This window comes from Bacteroidota bacterium, assembly GCA_008933805.1.
GTDB lineage: Bacteria > Bacteroidota > Bacteroidia > UBA8524 > UBA8524 > SB11.
This window is the reverse complement of record WBUH01000005.1, coordinates 88,870-108,058: the sequence shown is the minus strand read 5'-3', so window position 1 is coordinate 108,058 and position 19,189 is coordinate 88,870. Positions and strand designations below refer to the sequence as shown.

At 40.2% G+C, this 19,189-nt stretch carries 23 protein-coding genes and 2 tRNA genes; 5 read left to right on the top strand and 20 right to left on the bottom strand.

Features of this window, described 5'->3' with window-relative positions:
• The first annotated feature begins 27 nt into the window (after positions 1 to 27).
• On the top strand, positions 28 to 804 hold the full coding sequence (locus F9K23_06765) for an alpha/beta hydrolase (protein KAB2916896.1): 777 nt from the start codon (positions 28 to 30) through the stop codon (positions 802 to 804).
• Positions 805 to 889: 85 nt separating this feature from the next.
• Entirely contained in the window at positions 890 to 1,486 is a 597-nt protein-coding gene (locus tag F9K23_06760; GenBank protein KAB2916895.1) for an NADP oxidoreductase, read from the top strand.
• A 36-nt stretch (positions 1,487 to 1,522) separates the two neighbouring features.
• Here F9K23_06760 and F9K23_06755 read toward each other — a convergent pair whose 3' ends face one another.
• Complete coding sequence (locus F9K23_06755) at positions 1,523 to 1,918, bottom strand: helix-turn-helix transcriptional regulator (GenBank protein ID KAB2916894.1); 396 nt, start codon at positions 1,916 to 1,918, stop codon at positions 1,523 to 1,525.
• 146 nt (positions 1,919 to 2,064) lie between these two features.
• Between F9K23_06755 and F9K23_06750 the strand changes: the two genes are divergently transcribed.
• On the top strand, positions 2,065 to 2,955 hold the full coding sequence (locus tag F9K23_06750) for an SDR family oxidoreductase (GenBank protein KAB2916893.1): 891 nt from the start codon (positions 2,065 to 2,067) through the stop codon (positions 2,953 to 2,955).
• 101 nt (positions 2,956 to 3,056) lie between these two features.
• Here F9K23_06750 and F9K23_06745 read toward each other — a convergent pair whose 3' ends face one another.
• The 7 genes from F9K23_06745 to F9K23_06715 all read right to left on the bottom strand — a co-directional run bounded on the left by F9K23_06745 (position 3,057) and on the right by F9K23_06715 (position 9,088).
• The gene (locus F9K23_06745) at positions 3,057 to 3,716 is read right to left on the bottom strand and encodes a response regulator transcription factor (GenBank protein ID KAB2916892.1); all 660 of its coding nucleotides are present in this window, start codon (positions 3,714 to 3,716) and stop codon (positions 3,057 to 3,059) included.
• Positions 3,713 to 4,504, bottom strand: coding sequence for a sensor histidine kinase (locus tag F9K23_06740; GenBank protein KAB2916891.1), 792 nt, complete (start codon positions 4,502 to 4,504; stop codon positions 3,713 to 3,715). Before F9K23_06740 ends, F9K23_06745 begins: the two co-directional genes overlap by 4 nt.
• Complete coding sequence (locus F9K23_06735; GenBank protein ID KAB2916890.1) at positions 4,483 to 5,130, bottom strand: hypothetical protein; 648 nt, start codon at positions 5,128 to 5,130, stop codon at positions 4,483 to 4,485. The genes F9K23_06740 and F9K23_06735 overlap by 22 nt, the downstream gene beginning before the upstream one ends.
• A 34-nt stretch (positions 5,131 to 5,164) precedes the next feature.
• Positions 5,165 to 5,656, bottom strand: coding sequence for a hypothetical protein (locus F9K23_06730; protein KAB2916889.1), 492 nt, complete (start codon positions 5,654 to 5,656; stop codon positions 5,165 to 5,167).
• Between the two features lie 221 nt (positions 5,657 to 5,877).
• Positions 5,878 to 6,372: a hypothetical protein gene (locus F9K23_06725; protein ID KAB2916888.1), complete on the bottom strand. Its 495-nt coding sequence runs from the start codon at positions 6,370 to 6,372 to the stop codon at positions 5,878 to 5,880.
• A gap of 269 nt (positions 6,373 to 6,641) precedes the next feature.
• Positions 6,642 to 8,267 carry a hypothetical protein gene (locus tag F9K23_06720; protein KAB2916887.1) on the bottom strand — a complete coding sequence of 542 codons (1,626 nt, stop codon included), beginning with the start codon at positions 8,265 to 8,267 and terminating at the stop codon, positions 6,642 to 6,644.
• A gap of 209 nt (positions 8,268 to 8,476) precedes the next feature.
• Positions 8,477 to 9,088 carry a deaminase gene (locus F9K23_06715; GenBank protein ID KAB2916886.1) on the bottom strand — a complete coding sequence of 204 codons (612 nt, stop codon included), beginning with the start codon at positions 9,086 to 9,088 and terminating at the stop codon, positions 8,477 to 8,479.
• Between the two features lie 236 nt (positions 9,089 to 9,324).
• Between F9K23_06715 and F9K23_06710 the strand changes: the two genes are divergently transcribed.
• Positions 9,325 to 9,678, top strand: coding sequence for an alkylphosphonate utilization protein (locus tag F9K23_06710; protein ID KAB2916885.1), 354 nt, complete (start codon positions 9,325 to 9,327; stop codon positions 9,676 to 9,678).
• A gap of 138 nt (positions 9,679 to 9,816) precedes the next feature.
• On the top strand, positions 9,817 to 10,221 hold the full coding sequence (locus F9K23_06705) for a hypothetical protein (GenBank protein ID KAB2916884.1): 405 nt from the start codon (positions 9,817 to 9,819) through the stop codon (positions 10,219 to 10,221).
• A 41-nt stretch (positions 10,222 to 10,262) separates the two neighbouring features.
• On the opposite strand, the gene F9K23_06700 is transcribed toward F9K23_06705, so the two are convergent.
• The 12 genes from F9K23_06700 to F9K23_06645 form a co-directional block, all read right to left on the bottom strand.
• Positions 10,263 to 10,787, bottom strand: a complete 525-nt coding sequence (locus tag F9K23_06700) for a hypothetical protein (protein KAB2916883.1) — start codon at positions 10,785 to 10,787, stop codon at positions 10,263 to 10,265.
• A 193-nt stretch (positions 10,788 to 10,980) separates the two neighbouring features.
• Positions 10,981 to 11,400 carry a hypothetical protein gene (locus tag F9K23_06695; protein KAB2916882.1) on the bottom strand — a complete coding sequence of 140 codons (420 nt, stop codon included), beginning with the start codon at positions 11,398 to 11,400 and terminating at the stop codon, positions 10,981 to 10,983.
• Positions 11,401 to 11,408: 8 nt separating this feature from the next.
• The gene (locus F9K23_06690; protein KAB2916881.1) at positions 11,409 to 12,029 is read right to left on the bottom strand and encodes a hypothetical protein; all 621 of its coding nucleotides are present in this window, start codon (positions 12,027 to 12,029) and stop codon (positions 11,409 to 11,411) included.
• Positions 12,030 to 12,218: 189 nt separating this feature from the next.
• Positions 12,219 to 12,836, bottom strand: a complete 618-nt coding sequence (locus F9K23_06685) for a hypothetical protein (GenBank protein ID KAB2916880.1) — start codon at positions 12,834 to 12,836, stop codon at positions 12,219 to 12,221.
• Positions 12,837 to 12,912: 76 nt separating this feature from the next.
• Complete coding sequence (locus tag F9K23_06680) at positions 12,913 to 13,491, bottom strand: Crp/Fnr family transcriptional regulator (protein ID KAB2916879.1); 579 nt, start codon at positions 13,489 to 13,491, stop codon at positions 12,913 to 12,915.
• A gap of 345 nt (positions 13,492 to 13,836) precedes the next feature.
• The gene (locus F9K23_06675) at positions 13,837 to 15,459 is read right to left on the bottom strand and encodes a metallophosphoesterase (GenBank protein ID KAB2916878.1); all 1,623 of its coding nucleotides are present in this window, start codon (positions 15,457 to 15,459) and stop codon (positions 13,837 to 13,839) included.
• Between the two features lie 86 nt (positions 15,460 to 15,545).
• Complete coding sequence (locus F9K23_06670) at positions 15,546 to 15,923, bottom strand: hypothetical protein (protein ID KAB2916877.1); 378 nt, start codon at positions 15,921 to 15,923, stop codon at positions 15,546 to 15,548.
• Positions 15,924 to 16,252: 329 nt separating this feature from the next.
• A complete protein-coding gene (locus F9K23_06665) occupies positions 16,253 to 17,032 on the bottom strand; it encodes a phytanoyl-CoA dioxygenase (protein ID KAB2916876.1) in 780 nt (259 codons plus the stop codon).
• Positions 17,033 to 17,275: 243 nt separating this feature from the next.
• Positions 17,276 to 17,347, bottom strand: a tRNA-OTHER gene (locus F9K23_06660).
• Positions 17,313 to 17,585 carry a GIY-YIG nuclease family protein gene (locus F9K23_06655; GenBank protein KAB2916875.1) on the bottom strand — a complete coding sequence of 91 codons (273 nt, stop codon included), beginning with the start codon at positions 17,583 to 17,585 and terminating at the stop codon, positions 17,313 to 17,315. Before F9K23_06655 ends, F9K23_06660 begins: the two co-directional genes overlap by 35 nt.
• Positions 17,586 to 17,634: 49 nt before the next feature.
• Positions 17,635 to 17,709: transfer RNA gene (locus tag F9K23_06650), tRNA-Val, on the bottom strand.
• Positions 17,710 to 17,804: 95 nt separating this feature from the next.
• Positions 17,805 to 19,106, bottom strand: a complete 1,302-nt coding sequence (locus tag F9K23_06645) for an aminopeptidase P family protein (GenBank protein KAB2916874.1) — start codon at positions 19,104 to 19,106, stop codon at positions 17,805 to 17,807.
• Between the last annotated feature and the right edge of the window lie 83 nt (positions 19,107 to 19,189).

Sequence of the window (19,189 nt, the reverse complement as noted above, 5' to 3'; positions counted from 1 at the left end):
ATTTTAAACATTAAACAAAATACAGCCATGAAAACTCAATCAAAAACCGTAGTATTTATCACAGGTGCATTCGTAGGTCATAACAGCTGGAAAAACTGGAAAACCTATTTTGAAAACAAAGGTTACAATGTAATTGTACCAGCTTGGCCTCATAAAGATGCCGACCCTGCTACCTTGCGTAAACGTCAGCCCGATGCAGCATTAGGCCAACTTAACTTGGCACAACTAATTGCACACTTTGAAAAAATTGTTCGTGAACTTCCTGAAAAACCAATCCTTATCGGCCACTCATTGGGCGGATTAATCACCCAAATATTATTACAAAAAAATATAGCTGCTGCCGGTATTGCAGTGCACTCTGCCCCTCCAAAAGGTGTTTCACCTGTATCTTATGCCTTTTTAAGGTCGGCTTGGGGAGCTTTCGGGTTATTTAAACCAGCCAAAACCACCCACTTAATGAGCTTTAAAGAGTGGCAATGGGCTTTTGCCAACGGAATGACTGAAGCGGAACAACGCGCCTCATACGAAGAATTGGCAATTCCCGAAGCAAGACAGGTGATAAGGGATGGAATTTCTGACATCACAAAAGTTGATTTCGACAAAAAGCAACAGCCTTTGTTATTTATTGCAGGTACCGAAGACCATTTCTTCTCGCCTAAAGTAAACCACGATAACTACAGCAGGTATAAAAACAGCAAATCAGTAACCGATTACAAAGTGTTTGAAGGCATAAACCACGGTGTTTTGGGCTTGCCCACTTGGCAAAATCAAGCCGACTATGCTTTTAATTGGTTAAACAACTAATTTTATAACAAAAATAAATATGCTAAGGCCGTAGGAAAATCCTATGGCTTTTGGCAGTTAAAAAAGCAGTTTAAATAATAATAAAATGAAAATAGGAATTATTGGAAGCGGTAACATTGGGTTGGCATTTGCCGGGCAAGCCGCAAAGGCAGGATACGAGGTATTGCTAAGCAATAGCCGCGGACCTGAATCATTAACCGAAGCGGTGAGTTCACTAAAGGGGAATGTAAAGGCCGTTACCGTAAACGAGGCAGCACTGGCCGATGTGGTTTTTCTTTCAGTGCCGTGGAAGTACATGGAATCAGTTACCACCGCAATAACCACTTGGGAAGGACGCATTGTTATCGACCCGTCTAACCCTATTATTATGCCCGGTTTCACTACTGCTGAACTTGGCGGTAAACCTTCCAGCGAGGTAGTGTCAGGCTGGGTAAAAGGAGCAAAAGTTGTAAAGGCATTTAATACCTACACCCCGCAACTATTAGCTGCTGACCCTAACGAAGGCGGTGGCCACAGGGTTATCTTCTACTCGGGCAATGATGCAGCCGCAAAAGAAACAGTGGCAGAGATTATAAAAACAATGGGATTTGCGGGTATTGATTTAGGCACATTGCAAGGTGGCGGTATGTTGCAACAATTTCCCGGCGGGCCATTACCCGGACAAAACTTGGTGAAATATTAAACGTTAAAGAGATAAGGCAATACCGGAAGAAGGGGACTAAGCGGTGGCTGGGTTCCCTTTTTTTTGGAATCGTTGGCGCGATTTTTTAATGGCTGGCATATTCTCAACCGCCCATACCGATAACCCTTCTATATGCGGCACAAGGCTTTTGCCCATTGTGGTAATAACATACTCAACACGCGGGGGTACTTCGGGGTACACCGTACGTTTCACTAAGCCGTCAGCCTCCAGCACCCGCAAAGTAACCGTCAGCATCTTTTGCGATACATCACCGATTTCTTTGTGCAACTCATTAAAACGCTTGGGTTCACCGTCGCCCAATATCAACACCACCAGTATCGACCACTTATCGCCCAACCTGTCCAACACTGAACGTATAGGGCAACTTTGTATGTCGCCGTCTTTTTCTAAATAATAATCAACTCTTTTCATCTCATTATCAGCATTAGTTACCTTTGAGTAAGTATGTTACAGGTATGTGCCTTATTGTTTGTGCAATAGTAACTTTTTACCTTTGACTTACCAAAAGTAAGTAACTGTGTTTTGGTAATCAAAGTTAAATCAATAAAAATAATAATATGAGTAAGATTTTAATTACAGGTGCCAGTGGCCATTTGGGCAAGGCTACCATTAACTATTTGCTTGAAAAAACTGCTGTTGCAAATATTGTGGCTTTAGTGCGCGATGCCGCCAAAGCTGAAGAGTTGAAACAAAAAGGAGTGGAGATACGTGTAGGCGATTATGATAATTACGCGTCATTAACAGCAGCTTTTGCGGGTATTGATAAAATACTGTTTGTGTCGGGCAGCGATATCGGCCGTCGTATCCAACAACACGAAAATGTGGTAAAGGCCGCCAAAGATGCAGGAGTAAAACACGTGGTGTACACCAGCTTTCAGCGCAAGAACGAAGGTCCTGATTCTCCCATCGCGCCTGTGGCTGAAGCACACATCAAAACCGAGGCATGGTTGCGCCAATCAGGCTTGGCATACACTATTCTGCTAAACAATATTTACATGGATATTTTGCCGATGTTTATTGGTAACAATGTACTTGAAACCGGTATTTATTTCCCTGCCGGAGACGGGAAAGCAGCAATGATGTTGCGTGATGATATGGCGGCAGCTTGTGCAGCTGTATTGGCTACAAACGGGCACGAGAATAAAACCTATGATATTACCAGCGATGCGGCTGTTTCGTTTGGAGATATTGCAGCCATTATTTCTGAAATAAGCGGTAAACCCGTTGGGTATGTTTCGCCTGCAAAAGAGGAGTTTGTAAATACACTGACAGGAGCAGGGGTTCCTGCTGAACTGGCGCATGTTTCTGCCGGTTTTGCAGAGGCTATAAAGCAAGAAGAATTTGCTAAAACCTCTACAGATTTTGAAACACTTACAGGACGCAAACCCGTTACCGCTAAACAGTTTTTACAACAAGTGTTTACAACGCAGGCGCTAAATAAAAATTAAATAATGTAGCCTGTTATCAGGATATTAAAGCCACAAAGGCACTAAGTATACAAATACTTGGTGCCTTTGTGGCTTTATAGCAAATGTGCAGGTTGTTGAATTTACCTGAAATCAATATCAAACAAATTATTCTTGATGGCAAACAACACTAAACCGGCCGTGTTGCGAGCGCCTGTTTTTGCCAGCAAATTATTACGGTGGCCATTAACTGTACTTTCGGTAATAAACAGCTTTTCAGCAATCTCAGGACTGGTAAATTCACGGCATATGTACAGTAGCACTTCTTTCTCGCGGCTGGTTATGTCCTCAACATTTTGCAGGGTACCTTTTTGTTTTTTGCCGCTGTTAAAATTGCGCATTACCCCAATGGTTTTCTCATTAAAGTAATAATCGTGCGTGGTAACGGCCTGTATAGCTCGTTTCACCTCTTCGGGGTCAGCGTTTTTGGCAAGGTAAGCGTTAGCACCCTCCTCAATCAGCTTATGGATGAACTTGTCCTCCTCGTGCACCGTCAAAATTATATTCTTCACCGCCGGGTGTAATAGCCGCATCTGTTTCAAGGTTTCAATCCCGTTCATCACCGGCATATTTATATCAATCAAGGCTACGTGCACAGGCTCTTTAGCCTCACTCATTTTGGTTAGTAAGTCTTCGCCGTTTTCAGCCTCAATACACACCTTTATGTCCTCAAAAGTTTTGAGTAACGAAATCATCCCCTTCCGAAAGAGTACTTGGTCTTCGGCAAAAGCAATATTTATCATACAACAGTATTATTAGTTAATGGTATAGTAACCGTACAAGCAAAACCTTCACCCGGTGCCGAAGCAAAGTTAACTTCTCCGTTCATTACAATTACCCGGCTTTCAATATTCTTTAGGCCAATGCCGCGGCTGCTTACTAATTCAGTACCTACACCATCATCTTTGTAAGTAAGGTTAAGCGTGTTGTTTTCAGTATTAATATGCAGTCGTATAGTTTTAGCCTTAGCGTATTTAATACAGTTTGAACTCAGCTCTTGTACAATGCGGTACAGTGCAAGGGTAGCTGTTGACGTAAGGGATTCAAGGGGGGCATTGTTTTCAAAATCCACCTCAATACCCGATACCGAAGTTAATCGGTCAAAATAGTTTTCAATCGTTTGCTCCAAGCCCAGTAACTCCAGCTCAAAAGGTACAATATTGTGCGATATGCGCCTTACACTGTCAATGCCTGATTGTATCAGGTACTTGCCTGTTTGTAAGTGTTCTGCGTTTGAGCCGTCAGCACCGTTTAATTGGTTGATGGAAAGCGATAAGGTTGAAAAAATACTGCCAATTTCATCGTGTACATCTTTGGCTATCTGCATCCGTTCAGCCTCGGCAGTTTCAATACTTATTTGCAGCAATTCTTTTTTGTGCTGTGCATCCAGGCGCAGCAACTCTTGTTGTTTAAAATACAAGCGCTTTTGGTAGCGTAATACCGCAAGGATAAAACCACCTGTAATAATTACAAATGCCAGCATTACGGTAATAATGCCAAAGTAAAATTTTATTTGGTTCTCGCTTTCCATAGTCCTATCGCAATCAGTATGTATAACTGTACTGCCAAAATTGTATGAATCGTCCAAACATTAATACGGTGTGCTACAGTCATTTGCTCTACATAGCTGCTATACGAAAACATCGCTATCGAACCTGCAAAATAGATTAAAAAACCGCTGTTTATATAATTAATTGCTCTACCCAACTGGCGGGTTTTTTCATCCTCGGCCACAATTTTCACAAACCAACTGATACTTAAAAATATGAAAATTAGTGCTTCTAATGAGCGACCATAGGTATTAAACGTATAAATATGCTCAATATATGCCGAATCAATAACTGCAAATGCGGGGAAGGCTACTGCTAAGGTCCAAAAGGCAGCACGTGGGATAAAATCAGTAAGTAACGTGCTGTAAAACCAAAGTAACAGCAAATACTCAATAATGGTGTATACGTGTAGTATGGGATAATTATTTATCCGTTGTTTCCAAAAGGCAAATGATAATGCTTGGGTTACTAAGGCAAGTAGTAAATAGCCTGCAATTATTTTTAATTTCAGGGGATATGCTTTAAACCCTACTATGGCTAATAGCAGGGGTAATAGCAAAATAATATTGGCATACTCAAAAAATATACTCCGTAGTTGCTCAAACATAACAAAAGCCAGATAGAGGGGTTAAAAACTGCAATTACAAATCCATTATGCCTTTTCCGGGGTCGGCGCAGGTAGTAGGACAGGGGTATGAAAAATCAAAAATACTTTCTTCAAGTGTTGGAGGTTTTGAGTGTGCTGAAGGCAGGGTGATAATATCATCACCGCCTATATTCTCATTGGGTTCAAAACCTGATACGCCAACGGCTACTAAACAACTGTACGGGGGCTCAGGAATGGTAGGGGTTACAACTTTACCAAGGTAAAACCGTATACCATTAATAGGATCTGCAGGAGGAGGGGTACTGGTGTTATACAGTCCTATACGTACAATTAAGTCTGTTATATCAGCTAAATCAAAAGTAAACGCATTGATGTTTAACACGGGTGAATTGCGCAAAGGCAAGTTTTGCGACAGTGCATTTTTTATGAGTGTTTGATCGCCTTGCCAGTTGGTTATTCGCTGTTGGGCATCGTCAAGTGAAATGGTAAAACGGTCGCCGTCTCCGGGATTTATTTGTGGTTTCATAAGTGTTTTATATGTATTACAACTGAAAAGTCAAAGATATACAAAAGAGTTTCTTATCATGTTAACAACTAACAAGTATAATAATACTGATTAATTGGATAATTATAAGGTGATTAGCAGGCATTGATAAGCTAACTTAAAGATAAGAAACAAAAAGGAGCACTACACTTTAAGGCAAATATGGATGTTGTAGTGCTCCTTTTTTGAGTACTTACATATAATTAGTCCATAATACTTTGGCCGGGGTCGGCACAAGTAGTAGGGCATGGGTACGAGAAATCATAAATACTGGTTTCAGTAGTAGGTTGGGCGTTTACAACCGGTAAGTTGGTTACATCCGCTCCGCCAAAACCCGGGGGATTGCAATTTGTTACGGCAACACCAATTAAACAAGCGTTGTTAGCCCGCGACTCTTCTACACCCAAGTAAAATCTTACTGCATTTATATGATTTGCAGCCAACGTTGTATCAGCCAGGTGCAATACTGCGGTACTTTCGGGGTTGTTGTATTTGTATATCCGTTCAAACAACTCACAAAGGTCTCGCAACTTAAAGGTGAACGAATTGATTGACAATACGGGTGAATACTCTAAACCCGGTGGTTGCGGTGCAGTAGGGTTTTGCAGCGCATTCATGATGTTCCCTTGGTTATCTTTCCAATTTGTGTAGCGTTCTTGGGCATCAGTTTGTTGAATTGTAAAGTTAGGTGCAGGCATAAAAGTATTTTTAAGGTAAAACTTATTGTATAACATTGAGTGCCAAATGCAATCAGTGCAAAGCAAAGATTGGATAAGTTATCATTAATAAAAACACTATTTTTATCTTTTTAGCCATACAGATATTTTTATCTGCTTTTATGTGAGTCTAAATTATTAGTGAGACAATAAAAAATACCGGTAGTTATAGCGTACAGATAGTTTTTATTGTATAAAAAAGGGGCTACTTAAAAGCAGCCCCTTTAATCTATGAACAGAGAAATCAGATATTAATTGGCATTTTGCAGCGGGCCTAGGAAGACACCCAACGTTAACGAGTTATTACTGTCAAAGCCTACAGTAATATCATTTGAGTAACCGCCTTGGTCGTCGTAGGCATATCCGTAGCCGATATTGTTAAGCAAAGGAGCAGGGGCTGTTCCTAACCCATTGTGCAAATATCCTGAGTAAATATTCGAGTAAGTAGCCGCATTGCTGGTTGGGGCAGGGTAGAATGTACCGCAAATAAACTGGCAAGTGTTTACTGGTAGCAATTCATCCACGTAGCTGGTAAATATAATTTGCAAAGGGGTGTTGCCTGCACTGTTGGCTGATATTATTGTTGTGGGTTGCGCAGCTACTTGCTTTATGATATTCATGCCGGGGGCAAATACTGCACCGCTTGGCAAGCCTGTAGTAATGCTTACTTGGTTATTAGTAATATCAGCGGCAGTAAAACCTGCATTAAACTGGATAAGATTGCCGGTAGCGGGCGATAATCCCCTGTTTATCATACTTACTACCTGATTTTCTAAATTACCCAAAAGTGTGGTGTTTGAAGCACCGGTTTGGAAGGCCGAATCGGCAAATGCACCTGCACAGCCCATTGCCATTGCAGTAGCAGGCATGGCTGAATCAAGGTTGCCTGACCACCAGGTTGGCGGAGGAGAAAGTGTAACGCCTGAAGTTAAAGCACCCGGACCCGGAAACGCTGTACAATTGGTAGTAAAGTAAGGGTAATAAACATTCAACAGTTCACCACCGCAGTTAAACTGCAATACATTGTAGGTAGAAGTGCCGCCTGTTATATCAGTTTGTGAAACTGTAGTTACAGTCCCTGAATAATAATTCAACGAAACAGGGTCTTGCAATGTAAGCGTGTTTGTTGTGTAATAGTTAAAGAACTCGTAAATAGCAGTGTCTAAAAACGTTGCAAGAGCGCTTGGGGTTACCCCTGTTTGAAAATCGTTAATCAAATGGAAGGGAGCTACCAACCTGTTTACTGAGCCGCTATTCCATCCGCAAACATTAAATGGAGCAAAAGCGGTATTGGTAATATTGGTGGTAAAATTGTTAATGATGGTTTCTAATGATAACCAAGGTGTGATACCTATTACATTGGGGAAACCATTAGTGGGCGAGGGAGCAAATGAGGTTGTAGGAGGAAACTGCAAGCTGTTTTCAGCAGGATTTACAAACAAAGTAATAGGAATACCTAATGAATCTACCTGAGTGGTATCAATGTTTGCATTGCCAAGGGTGCTGCCTACTGTTGGGTTGATGGCCAATTCTACAAAGTCGAACACATAATCAGCCGATACAGTTGGCTGAACTATGCCTCCCGTAGAGCTTTTCGATAATGCAGTGTCAGAAGCGGCAAACCATACCCTGCCTCCGGTCATTCCGTTTGAGGTATTCAAATAGAAAAAGTGCAAGCCATTATTGGTTGTAGGCAAGTCGTGCAGTTTAATGCAGCACGCACCGCCGCTGTTAATAGTGGCCGTCCAGTGATTAGTGCTATCAACTTTATAAAAATTGTTATTACCATCGGTAATGTACACATATAATGCGTCGTTAGCCAAGCCTGTGTTGTTTGAAATAAGAACTTCAACAACGTTTTGTAATGGAGAGTTCATACAAATAATAGTTTTAAAATTGTGTATTTGTTAAAATATGTGGTGCAATATCAGGGTTAAATATTTCGCCTTTGTGAACAAAGTTGACGGATTTAAAAAACAGATAGAAATATCTGTTTTGCGGCAATAAAAAAGGGCAGTCGGTTTCCCAAACTACCCTTCAATATTGTAAAATGTTATTAATGAGTCTAATGCAGGTTGTATGTGTACTACACAGGTTTCACAGGCTCATAGTTAAGTAGTGCCATACCTGATTCAAAAGCCTTTGTGCCCACCAAACGCAAAGGAGTGTGTTGCACAACAGTGTTAAAAAACGAAATGCCTTTTCCTAACACAATCGGGTTTATAAGTAAATGGTATTCATCAATTAAATTTTCACGCATTAATGAGGAGATAAAAGAAGCCCCGCCGTAGGCTATAATATCCTTCCCCGGTTCAGCCTTAAGGCTGTTTATAGTTTGTGCAATGTTTGCAGTACAAAGCTCTACATTTTCCCATCCGCCGGGTATATCTGCTGATTTTGTGAGCGTGGTAGAAAACACCACCTTTTTAGTAGTAGCCACATGATTGGCAAATGTGTACTGCGGGTTGTTTGCATCGGCAGCCGTGTTTTTCCAGTGGGCAATAAAACCCTCCATAGCCATTTTGCGGCTTAGTAATATACAATCTATTGATTGCGTCAGTTGCGTGTGGTACTCTTGCAATTCCTTGTCCCAACCCCATTCAGGCCCCCAGTTCCATACCATCCAATTGGTGTGGCCGTCTTCTTGAGCCACATACCCGTCGAGCGAGAGTTGCACTTCCAGTTTAAGTTTTCTCATAGTTTTAGTTTGTAGATAGCAAAACTACTGTGCGAGAAAAGGATATGCGATGTGTGAAAATGACAACGATAGGGTGTGTTTGCGGCATGATAAAGTCACTTAAAACAAAAAACCGCATTGTTTTGGATGAGTTTTTATTCTGCCAAAGAAACGTTGCTGGTTTAGTACCTTTGCATCGGTTCAAGGGTATTACCTTGATACAAATAATTACCACTACCAAAAAATAAATCAAAACCATGTCAGACGAAATGAAACCCTGCCCACAGTGCAAATCTCCCTACGGATATTTAAACGGAAACGACCTTTATGAATGTCCGGAGTGCGGCCACGAATGGAACGCGACAGGAGTTGCAGAAGAAGCAGCCCAAGAAGCAGGCTTGGTGGTAAAAGACTCTAACGGTACTATTTTAGCCGATGGTGATGCAGTGATTGTAATTAAAAATTTACCTGTGAAAGGTGCTCCCAACCCAATAAAAGCGGGTACAAAAGTAAAAAACATACGATTGGTTGAAGGCGACCATAACATTGATTGCAAAATTGATGGTTTTGGCTCTATGAGCTTAAAATCTGAATTTGTAAGAAAAGCGTAGATTTAATATTTACCATAAAACTAAAAAACCTCACTGTTTAGGATGAGGTTTTTATTTTTTGTGAAGCTTATCCAAGCAAAAACAACCCAAATGTTGAAGGCATAGCCTATTAAATAAAAGCGCCAATTGCTTCATCATATGAAAAAAGTAATAATATTTATAGGCTTAGTTTGGCTTGGAATCATTGGATGCAATTACCGTCAGGCAAAAACTGACATCAAATCAGATGGGGCTGAAGTAGTTTTCAATTGTGATTCCGCATGGCAAAAACTAATTTTTACAAGTAATTATAGCCCCTTAGGTGAGGAGTTTGATAATGATAGTTTAGATTTTAGTATTAATGGTGATGATGTAAGTGATAGCATTATTTTAATAAAAATAGTATCCGTTCATGAAAATTTCGAATTTCCGATGGGATGGTTGATGTTGGACTTAAATCAAAAGAAATTATCTGACATAACACAAGAAGACAGTACTGTAAACTTGAGAGTCGACAAGACCTTGTTGAAGGCGGTACTTAAGAATTGTTCTAAGACAAATTAATTCGTTGTGTCTTCACGACCAGTTTTTATGTTATACAAAGCCTAATAACCAAATATAAATACTCCATCGACATTCGTAAATGTACTTTCAGTAAAGAAAGTGTTCATTCTGCGAACCACTGCCGAAAACACATTGCTACGTCTTTCTGTAGTTTGCCTTATGTTGGGTACAATTAAAAAAAGATAATTAGCATTCGGGCAGATATGGCACTTCCACAAGTCTAAGATATCCATATTGTTTGCTAATGTTTTTCCCCTCTCAACCTCCATTATTATCCCAGCGGTATGGTTTATTTTTAAATAATAGTCTGGCCTAAGTTGGCTAACGGGGAACTCTCTAAATATTCCTTTCTTCTCACTAACAAACCCCAAATCTAATGCCTTAGGTAGGAATATCTCCTGTATCTCCCCACTTTTTGCGCCTAACGTATGTTTCCTGGCAACTTTTGCAACTATTTCTTCTTCATTCATATGTCGGATTAATGCATTTGCAATGTCTTTAGCAATTTTGAAATCATTACGGTTTTCAATTCCAGGGTTAGAAAAAATTTTGAGTTCATTTGTCATAGATTATATAATTAAAGAATGTCGCACTGATTTTACAGTCAACATGGTTTCTTTTCCATTAAAGATACACAGAAAATATAAAAAACAGATAGTCTAACAATAAAACAAAAAAACCTCACCGTTTAGGATGAGGTTTTTTAGGTAAGAATATGCAACACTGCTTATATTCTTACTATTTATAGTTCATAGTTTTTTATACTTCAATACGAGGCCATTTCCAAGCATAACGGATAATCAGGCAAAGAAGAACCACTTCTACAACAGCCCCAACCACCATGTGTAGCCAAGCCTCTCCGGCCAAATTAAACAGTATAAGGGGGATATTTACCGCCGCAATTATGATATTTATCCAACGATTTACGGTAGGTGGCAGCGCAACAGAGAGAAAAATCATCAGTGCGGGGATTGCCACTATAGCGAGCGCTATCAAAAGAAATCCTTGGGTAATATCAAATACAAATACTTTACCTGCTAACAGGTCTTTTAGTGAACCCGGCATATATAGGTGGAAATAATCAAGATAGATAATTAAAAACATTAAACTCGTCCACAGTGCAGCAAGTTTCAGTTTCACGCTCACTTTAATGTCTTCCAGCGCATTTTGTGTATTCATAATTTTAACTAAAAATTAAATCCGAAATGTAAACCGGGTTCAGGTGTCCACTTTGGCCATTTATCATCTTTTTCTTTAAATCCGGTAGGCATTTCAGTAAAGAAAGGACGACCTGCAATACCAAGGGACGGTTCTATAAAACACCTGTCATTAAAGAGTTTAAAGTGATAACCAATCCGATAAGTGTTAAATATAATGAAACCCTTACCCACCTTATCACCGTTATCATTTCTAAACGTTTGCCACATAGGCGTTGCGTGCACTGCCGCGTACAAACCTTTCCAAAAATACCGTTGATAAGCCAAACCAATTCCATATTCCCTAATATAACCGGGATATTTCTCTTCAGGTGCTCCGTATTTATCATTATAAAAAGGGTTAATACCCAGCGGCCATGCATGTTTCCAAGTAATTAATTCAAGAGAAATAACGTCTTTTCCAGTAATTCGATAACCTAAATTAAGTTGTGCAAAACCCGGAGGGTTTACTTGATCCAAATTACCCACTAAAAACAAGGTGCTACCAATGTACCACCGTTTATAAGCACTGTCTGTTTCAGAATATTGTGCTTTGAGATGGAACGTGCTTATTAGTAAGATAAACCCAATAAATAAAATTTTCTTTTGCATTTCTTTTGATGTTAAACGATGCTGCAAAATTAGATTGAAGAGATATAATGACTCGTTCACTTAAGTTAAGAAATGAAGCCACTCGGGGCTTTTTTTTAAAAATCTTAGCCTACTCAGCGATGGGGTCTTTATACTTAAAATAACTTGTTAATGAGTGTTGCAGGAATATTTAAATTACCGGTATAATTATTAAAACTTAAATCCAAAATCAAGCCCCGGTTGAATAAAGTAGTTAGGCCACCTTTTTTCTACAGCTTTAAAAGATGCCGGAACGCCTGTTCTTATAGGCCAATAACTTACCCCAATAGCCGGTTCAAAAAAGAAGCGATTTTTAAAAAACGTAAACTGGTACCCTAAATAGAAGTCTGTATATAGCGTAAATCCATTTCCAATCTTCTTTTTGTTCTCATCCATGTATTTTTCAAAAGCGTTCAAAACATAAACCGATGTATAGAGTCCTTTCCACAAAAACCGTTGGTACCCTATTTGAGGCGCAAGTATGCGTGCACTTCCCGGATAGTTTAACCCCGGGGCATCAAAATCAGGCCCGAAAGGGATACCTAATGGCCAAGCGTACTGAGACCTTTTAAATCTAATTTGAATAACATCTTTAGGGGTAATCCTATATCCGGCATTTATTTGAAAATACCCGGGATTATTAGTATTATCAAAATTCCCTAATAATAATAGAGTGCTGCCAACAAACCAGCGTTTGTAAGTACTGTCTTGTTGGGTATGTTGAGCTTTAATTTGTAGCGAGCTTGTGATTAGTAAGGTTAAAGCGAACAATAAAATTTTCTTTTGCATTTATTTGTGTTAAATAATGCTGCAAAATTAGATTGGCTAAATGCAATAGCCCGTTCACTTAAGTTAAGAAATACGCTCAGCTCTTTTTTTCAAGAATTCGTGCTCTTAACCTGCTTAATGATTGTGGTTTAATGCCTAAATAGCTGGCCAATTGGTGCTGCGGAACACGCTGAATAAGGTCGGGCCTTTTTTGTAGTAAGTTTTGGTATCGTTGTTCGGGCGAAGAGGTTTTAAACTCGTCAAAATCTATTCGTTGCTTCGCTAAAAGCTCTTCGGATAGTTTTCTGCATATAATTTCAAACCTTGGAAACTTACTGTTTATTTCTTCTTCCATATCCGTATTTGAAACAGTAAGAATAGTATCCTCTAAACAACTTACATAATATTGAGACGGGGTTTTGCTTATCACACAATGCGGGGTCAAAGCTTCCATTTCGGTGTAAAAAGCGGTTGTTTTTTCTTCTTCGTCTATTACGTAATACGTCCTGATACAGCCTTTTAAAACAAAGTAACTCTGGTTGGATAGTTCCCCTTCTTCAAGTAAAATAGTCCCTTTCTTTACCGTGCGGAATATATCTGACGAGAGTATTGCGTTTTTCTCATCATCTGTCAGCGAAATGTATTTTGATATAAAGCCAAATAATATGTCTTGCATAGTTTTTAATGTTGTTACTTTTTCTGATACACTTGCACCGGCGATTTGCCGGCAGGCACATCAGGCTATATAAAAACCATCTGTTTACCCGCACCCAACCAAAGGGTAAGATACAAACGTTTTTTAGCTGTAGCAAACGTAATTAGATGTGCCGATGTTGTCACTTGTTTTTGGATGAAGGGCATAAGATATAGGCTTAAAACACCCCAGAAACAAAAAACCTCACCGATTAGGATGAGGTTTTTATTTTGTGAGAGTACCTGAGTTAGCCGATTACCTAGCCGAATGTGATTCGGGACGTTTTATTACGTATAAGGTAAATGGGCTTATTGCATGGTACTATAGTTAATAGATGGTTTCAGAAAAATTAACTGCAATGGGTTTTGCAATTTGGGATACCGGTGGAATGTGAGCGAGATAATCTTTTACCGGATACTGCCAGTAAGTTGTGGCAATGCCGGAATCGGCATCCGATAGTTTAAGTAATGCCCAACCATGGTTGTAGAACCGTGAGCTAACATTTAATCCAAGAACTGGGTCGAAATAGGTCACCATCGTTGAATCAAGTTCTACCATAGGTGTGGCATAATGTTGGTTGGTATTTGCAATACCGTATGAACCCTTGGGACCTACCCATTCTTCATATCCGCTGTTACCAACAAGCCTTGCAATTTTTAAAGGCTCTTCATTATCACTTCCATACAACTCATTGTTCTGGAAGATTGCAAGAATATGTTCGTGTCCCCAAAACCAGGCATTTATCTCGCCAAAATAGTCAGAGAAAGTGTTGTATAAATTTGCATTTAGGAATTGGAAGGTTTTTGCATCAGTACCTGATTGGAAAACAACTTGATTTCCATCATTAATAGTTGAAGTAACAGAATACAACTGGTGATGCGATAATAAAACAGTTTTACCGCCACCAGAGAGGCCAAAATTTTCCAGTTTATCTTGGCACCAGTCCCATTCACTAAACCAAAGCCAAGGGCCATAGGTATCGGTAAGGCCTCCTACGGTATACCAATGCACCGAATTTAAACCTGTGTCCATTGATAGGAATTGCCAGTTGGATGACTCTGTGCGAAGACAGAAGTAACTGGCCTGTTGGCTATATTGAGGAAACCCGTTTTGGGCATTCATAGCTAAGGCATATTTAAAAAAGGGTGTTCCTCCTGAGTAGTATTCATGATTCCCCGGGATGGAGAAAACCGGTACTTTTTTTCCGGCCAGCCGGAATGCCGTAGTAAACATTTCTACGTAGGCTTGGGTCTCTTCGTCTGTTCCGGCATAGTAAATATCACCCAAATGAATGATGAAATCAGGATTTTGATTGATCATAATTGAGGTAAGCATCTCTATTCCGTCGGCCAAACCTGTACCGAAATCTCCAAGTATGGCAATGGTAGAATCATCCGGAATTGTAAACACACTGAAGGTTTTCATGAAGTCGTCCTTCTTCATACCGTCGGGAATATTTTTGCTCCAATCGTAATAGGGGCTTGGATCCGGACGGTGTGAAGTAGCCCACACTTTCCCGGCTATACCCCATTGTATTATATTGGCATTTGTATCCGGGAAATCAGCGGGAGGGATACCCGGAGAAGGGGTGGTGTAATTAATGGATGAATCCGGGTCTTTTGCAGCTTCTTCCAGTGTTTGTTGTAAATAGTATTGCGATAGGTAAGCGTGTACCAGAGGGTGAAAATTGTTGTCGGCGTCCTTTTGATCTACGTAGGAATGCACATCATCAAGTGTTAACAACGGCAGGTTGTTTTTTAACCTGGTTATATGGTGGTTTGTTCCCGCCATCATCGGGTGCGCCAGCACTTTACTGTTTATTTCATGGCTTTTAAGTTCAGGGTTTTCGCTCCTAAACTTGTCACCCAAAACCTTTGAAACAGCCGATTGCCACCGGGATAAAAATGGGTTTGAAGTACGTGTATAATAAGGGGTTTTAATAGTTTCCATGTGATTGTCTTTTTAGGTTGGTTAAAGCTATTGGTATAAGAAGTTTTTAATTAAAGGATGTAGAGAGCTTTCATCTTGGTGAAGTTCTACAACTGGCTAACAACAAACTTCACGTAAACCGGGTGATCGCCTACAGGCAACGGGTTAGGTATCATTACTAAGCTTAGATCGGTCGATGGTTGGTTGAAGGAGCCATCAGCATAATTGTGACCGTAGCGAGCGCAGCAATAGCTAATTGTAAATGTTTCGGTAACTCCATCCGGCCCTTGTGTTTGATATGAGCATTGACCTTCTGGTCCGTGGTGAAATCCATCTGTCATCTCAAAGTGGACAATTGTGCTTCGGTTAATTTGGGCAGGTGGGTTAGTAACATAGCTACCGCCTTTAGCTATCGGTGTGCCCGATAGATATAAGGTGTTGGCGGTGTCGTTTTCTATGTAAACATGGCAGTTGTAAGAACTCATAATTTTTAAGTATTAAATGAAATAATATTTCAAATCAAGATAGAATTGTTGACAAATAACCAGTTACTTATATCTGTTTTAATTTCCAGTTATTTATATTCGTTTTGTTTACAATTAATCTGTTGGCTTTAATCCCTTTTTTTGCAGCTTGCCCACTAATACTGAAAGTTTAGGAATGTTTTAGCATCCAATCATTAGCTTTTGAAGTGAAAGTTGAAACCTCGTAGTATCTGTTCTTGGATGATGGTATAAGATGCAGATATGAAACATGATAGAAACAAAAAAACCTCACCGATTAGGATGAGGTTTTTGTTTTAATTGTAAATAAATCACTTCAAAGCCAAGAGAATGGCTTGTTCAACTGGTGTATGAAAGTCATCAGGGTTTGCAACCGATAATTCAGTCTTTAACAATAATGGAGGTTGAGCCATAAACTTAGGGTTTGTTCCTTGGTGGGCTTGGGCAGCATGCACCAAAAACGGGTGGCATAAATAAACGGTTCCCGCTTTACCTGTGGCGTACACCTCTTTTCGTAAGGGTAACTCGTTTAAGCTACCCGCAAGCTCAATAAACGAAAGACCTGAATCTCCTTCCTGAGATAGTAAGAGAGCTACATCAATGTGTGAACCTTCATAAATAATTGTTGGAGCATCATTTTCATTCACATCAGAGTATAACGCAAGCATCAATAAAGCCCTGCCTTTTGATTTAATGTTTATGCGCCATTCAAAAAAGTTAGCAGGGTCATTTCCCGGAAAACCAGCGTCTACGTGTTTGCCCGTATCGTTGGGTTGTTGGGCAGCAGGAAATCTCACCGGAAATGTACCCACACTTCGGCACGCAATCCAATTTCCTTCACCAATTAATTGATTATAGGCAGCATGCAGTTTCTCTGTGTTCAACGACTCAACAAAGAGAGGCTGTGTGTACATCCCCAAACGGATTACAGGTGTTGTCCAAGTTGAGGGATTGAACCTATCACATGGAAGGTCGTTCCATAAAATATCCAAAACCTCCTCTGCAATTTCTTTAGAAAATGCGTTATCAATGCGGACAAATCCGGTAGTGATGAATTGTTCTATTTCTGTTGTACTTAATATTTCTGACATAATGTGTTGTTGCGAACCAATAGCTGTAGACATTAATGTCCGCTACGGATCGGTTGAATTAAAGTGGTAATAAAAAATAATTAAAATGCACGCTATGTAAAGAGTATAGCGTGGGCTAAGATGTAAGCGTGAAAAAGAATATTATAACATTACAGCCATTCTCATGTGTACAAAGATAAAAAACACATACATATCTTAAAACAAAAAAAGCCTCACCGATTAGGATGAGGTTTTTATTTTTTGTGGGGACAACAGGATTCGAACCTGTGACTCTCCCGACTTATAAGTCGGGATGCTCTGAACCCACTGAGCTATTAATAAGTTCTTCGATTTTCTTTCGGCTTTTCCAGCGTTTAATCGCTAACTCTCTCTGATAAGCCTCTGATTTCGATTGAAAAGTTTCTGTGTATTTTAGTTCCCAATCACCATGCCCGCCGGTAAATCCTTTGTGATTAGAGTTGTGTTTCCGCAGCCTTTCGCTCAATGAATCACCGGTATGACCAACGTAGTATTTGTTTTTGGATAAGGAATATAATATGTAGGTATGAAACATGACAGAAACAAAAAAACCTCACCGATTAGGATGAGGTTTTTATTTTTTGTGGGGACAACAGGATTCGAACCTGTGACCCTCTGCTTGTAAGGCAGATGCTCTGAACCAACTGAGCTATGTCCCCTTTATTTGCGTCCCTTTCAGCAACCCTTCGTTGTTTTTAGGGAGTGCAAATATGGGGGTATCAAATATATTTTGCAAATTTTTTTAAAAAAATTTTTATTTCCCCTGATTCATAAGGGTTTCTATTTCTTCTACCTCTATCGGCATCCCGATTTCGTCCATCAAATCCAGCGGACCGTTGGCCGTAATCAATATATCATTCTCTATACGGATACCTATTCCTTCTTCAGGAATGTAAATACCGGGCTCGCAGCTTAGCAGCATACCTGCTTGCAAGGGCTCGTAATAACGACCCACATCGTGCACCTCAACACCCATAAAGTGCGATGTGCCGTGGGGGAAGTATTTCTTAACCGCAGGCCACTTAGGGTCTTGGTTTTTGATATCGTCCATGGTAAGTAAGCCCAAATCCACCAACTCTTTCTCCATAATGCTTTCTACCTGTTTTTGGTAAGCAGGCCAGCTGGCACCTGGCACCAACAGTTTGCGGGCTTCTTTCATCACACGCAATACGGCATTGTACACTTGTTTTTGGCGGGTAGTAAAACGCCCGTTAACAGGGAAGGTACGCGTCATGTCGCTCACATAATTGGCATAATCAACACCGCAATCAACCAACAGTAAATCCCCGTCTTTGCACTCTTTGTTGTTTTCTACGTAATGCAGCACACAAGCGCTTGCCCCCGAAGCCACAATCGGGTGAAACGAATGTCCTATGGCACGGTTACGGATGTATTCGTGTATCAGTTCGGCTTCCACCTCATACTCCCACACACCGGGTTTCACAAAGCCTAGCAAACGCTCAAAGCCTTTTTTTGAAACTCCGATAGCATAACGCATCAAATTCACCTCAATTTCAGATTTAATGGAGCGTAAACGGTGCAAAATGGGGGCGGTGCGTTCGTAATTATGCAACGGGAATTTTGCCTTCATTTCGTGGGCAAAATCCAAATCTTTGTAGGGAGATTTAAAGCTAAAGCGGTTGTTCTCGTTCAGCGGCAGGTAGATGTTATCGGCAAGGTTTACAATCTGGCGGATTTTTGCCTCAAACTCACTGTTCCAAAAAATTGATTTGATTCCTGAAGCCGATGTAGCTTCTTCTTTGGTGTATTTATGACCTTCCCAAACAGCTATGTGCTCGTTGGTTTGTTTTAAAAACAATGCCTCCCTAAAATCAGCAATCGGGCAATCGGGATAAATAATTAAAATACTATCCTCTTGGTCGATACCGCTCAGCCAGATTAAATCGCTGTTTTGCTTAAAATCATGACTGGCATCGCCGTTCCACACGTATTCGTAGTTGCTGTTAAAAATAGCAATACTATTGGGTTTCATTTGCTTGATGAAACGGGCACGGTTTTCTATAAACAGTTTATTATCTATTTGCGGGTATTTCATTGCAGTAAAATGTATGAAAGGCAAATATAGCGATAGGGGGGTGTTTTCAAACAAAAAGCCCCGCGCATAAATAATGCGCAGGG

Bases quoted from the DNA above. Each gene is read 5' to 3' on its own strand.
- F9K23_06740 (KAB2916891.1), bottom strand. From the start codon at position 4,504: ATGGAAAGCGAGAACCAAATAAAATTTTACTTTGGCATTATTACCGTA.
- F9K23_06670 (KAB2916877.1), bottom strand. From the start codon at position 15,923: ATGAGTTCTTACAACTGCCATGTTTACATAGAAAACGACACCGCCAAC.
- F9K23_06735 (KAB2916890.1), bottom strand. From the start codon at position 5,130: ATGTTTGAGCAACTACGGAGTATATTTTTTGAGTATGCCAATATTATT.
- F9K23_06695 (KAB2916882.1), bottom strand. From the start codon at position 11,400: ATGAATACACAAAATGCGCTGGAAGACATTAAAGTGAGCGTGAAACTG.
- F9K23_06725 (KAB2916888.1), bottom strand. From the start codon at position 6,372: ATGCCTGCACCTAACTTTACAATTCAACAAACTGATGCCCAAGAACGC.
- F9K23_06710 (KAB2916885.1), top strand. From the start codon at position 9,325: ATGTCAGACGAAATGAAACCCTGCCCACAGTGCAAATCTCCCTACGGA.
- F9K23_06765 (KAB2916896.1), top strand. From the start codon at position 28: ATGAAAACTCAATCAAAAACCGTAGTATTTATCACAGGTGCATTCGTA.
- F9K23_06685 (KAB2916880.1), bottom strand. From the start codon at position 12,836: ATGCAAAAGAAAATTTTATTGTTCGCTTTAACCTTACTAATCACAAGC.
- F9K23_06705 (KAB2916884.1), top strand. From the start codon at position 9,817: ATGAAAAAAGTAATAATATTTATAGGCTTAGTTTGGCTTGGAATCATT.
- F9K23_06750 (KAB2916893.1), top strand. From the start codon at position 2,065: ATGAGTAAGATTTTAATTACAGGTGCCAGTGGCCATTTGGGCAAGGCT.
- F9K23_06645 (KAB2916874.1), bottom strand. From the start codon at position 19,106: ATGAAATACCCGCAAATAGATAATAAACTGTTTATAGAAAACCGTGCC.
- F9K23_06690 (KAB2916881.1), bottom strand. From the start codon at position 12,029: ATGCAAAAGAAAATTTTATTTATTGGGTTTATCTTACTAATAAGCACG.
- F9K23_06675 (KAB2916878.1), bottom strand. From the start codon at position 15,459: ATGGAAACTATTAAAACCCCTTATTATACACGTACTTCAAACCCATTT.
- F9K23_06720 (KAB2916887.1), bottom strand. From the start codon at position 8,267: ATGAACTCTCCATTACAAAACGTTGTTGAAGTTCTTATTTCAAACAAC.
- F9K23_06730 (KAB2916889.1), bottom strand. From the start codon at position 5,656: ATGAAACCACAAATAAATCCCGGAGACGGCGACCGTTTTACCATTTCA.
- F9K23_06700 (KAB2916883.1), bottom strand. From the start codon at position 10,787: ATGACAAATGAACTCAAAATTTTTTCTAACCCTGGAATTGAAAACCGT.
- F9K23_06680 (KAB2916879.1), bottom strand. From the start codon at position 13,491: ATGCAAGACATATTATTTGGCTTTATATCAAAATACATTTCGCTGACA.
- F9K23_06715 (KAB2916886.1), bottom strand. From the start codon at position 9,088: ATGAGAAAACTTAAACTGGAAGTGCAACTCTCGCTCGACGGGTATGTG.
- F9K23_06745 (KAB2916892.1), bottom strand. From the start codon at position 3,716: ATGATAAATATTGCTTTTGCCGAAGACCAAGTACTCTTTCGGAAGGGG.
- F9K23_06665 (KAB2916876.1), bottom strand. From the start codon at position 17,032: ATGTCAGAAATATTAAGTACAACAGAAATAGAACAATTCATCACTACC.
- F9K23_06755 (KAB2916894.1), bottom strand. From the start codon at position 1,918: ATGAAAAGAGTTGATTATTATTTAGAAAAAGACGGCGACATACAAAGT.
- F9K23_06655 (KAB2916875.1), bottom strand. From the start codon at position 17,585: ATGTTTCATACCTACATATTATATTCCTTATCCAAAAACAAATACTAC.
- F9K23_06760 (KAB2916895.1), top strand. From the start codon at position 890: ATGAAAATAGGAATTATTGGAAGCGGTAACATTGGGTTGGCATTTGCC.